Origin of the sequence: Pseudomonas sp. EL_65y_Pfl1_R83 (assembly GCF_963970695.1) — a bacterium.
Taxonomy (GTDB): Bacteria; Pseudomonadota; Gammaproteobacteria; order Pseudomonadales; family Pseudomonadaceae; genus Aquipseudomonas; species Aquipseudomonas tritici.
In genome coordinates this window covers 1-858 of record NZ_CAXAQI010000054.1, presented here as the reverse complement: position 1 = coordinate 858, position 858 = coordinate 1, and the positions used below count along the sequence as shown (strand labels likewise).

At 67.4% G+C, this 858-nt stretch carries 3 protein-coding genes; 2 read left to right on the top strand and 1 reads right to left on the bottom strand.

Features of this window, described 5'->3' with window-relative positions; translation table 11 throughout:
• Both AACY08_RS27545 and AACY08_RS27540 read left to right on the top strand, forming a co-directional pair.
• The coding region (locus AACY08_RS27545; RefSeq protein ID WP_339472268.1) for a hypothetical protein at window positions 1-188 on the top strand (188 nt) is incomplete at its 5' end.
• The gene (locus tag AACY08_RS27540; RefSeq protein ID WP_339472267.1) at window positions 188-538 is read left to right on the top strand and encodes a hypothetical protein; all 351 of its coding nucleotides are present in this window, start codon (window positions 188-190) and stop codon (window positions 536-538) included. The genes AACY08_RS27545 and AACY08_RS27540, both read left to right, overlap by 1 nt.
• A 120-nt stretch (window positions 539-658) precedes the next feature.
• On the opposite strand, the gene AACY08_RS27535 is transcribed toward AACY08_RS27540, so the two are convergent.
• The coding region (locus AACY08_RS27535; protein WP_339472266.1) for a hypothetical protein at window positions 659-858 on the bottom strand (200 nt) is incomplete at its 5' end.

Sequence of the window (858 nt, the reverse complement as noted above, 5' to 3'; positions counted from 1 at the left end):
CGATCCTCGCCGCGAATGAGCGCGATCATCGCAAAGGAGCCCTGGTCGGCGTAGATCGGGATGATCACCGCGAGGAGGTCGCCGATCTCATGATCGCGACGGTCGACAGCTACGCGCCGGGCTTTGCGGCAAGCGTGCTCGGCCGCCAGATCCGACGGCCAGCAGGCTGGCGCTCGCCTCCCTCGTGATGGGCGTCCTCGTCTTCGGCGCCCTGGTGCAGGTCATGGCGCGCGATACGGACGGCCGCTATGCGGCCTCGCCGCTGAAGCCCTGGTTCGATTCCTTGCGCTCGGGGCGGGGCCCGTGCTGCTCGGATGCCGACGGCTATGCGATCTCCGACGTCGACTGGGAGATCAAGGACGGTCACTACCGCGTCAGGATCCCGCGCGAGCAGGGCAGCCAAGACATGGTCTGGCTCGACGTGCCCGATGATACCGTGATCACGGAGCCGAACCGCGCGGGCGCCACCATGGTCTGGCCGATCTGGGGCTATACCGGGCCCTCGATCCGCTGCTTCATGCCGGGGAGCCTGACGTGAGGACCGCGCTCCTGGTTGTGGTCCTGATGGCCGGATTTGCGTTCGTCGTCGTCGAGGGGTGGGTCGTCTATCAGCTTGCGGTGCATGCGGCGCGTGCGACGCTTGGCGGAGGCTAGCCGATCAGTCGTGATATTTGCGTGAGGCCGAAAGTTGCTGCCGGAAGGCCGGGTCGGTCGCGTAGCGCTCGGCTTCGGCTTTGCGGCCGGGCGCGAAATGGTGGACCGGGATGCCGTTGCTGGCGACGGTCCACCAGTCCGCTGGCGGGCCGTGCGGCTCCTGCTCCATCGGCAGGACGTCATACGCTTCGTTCGGGTCGTTCA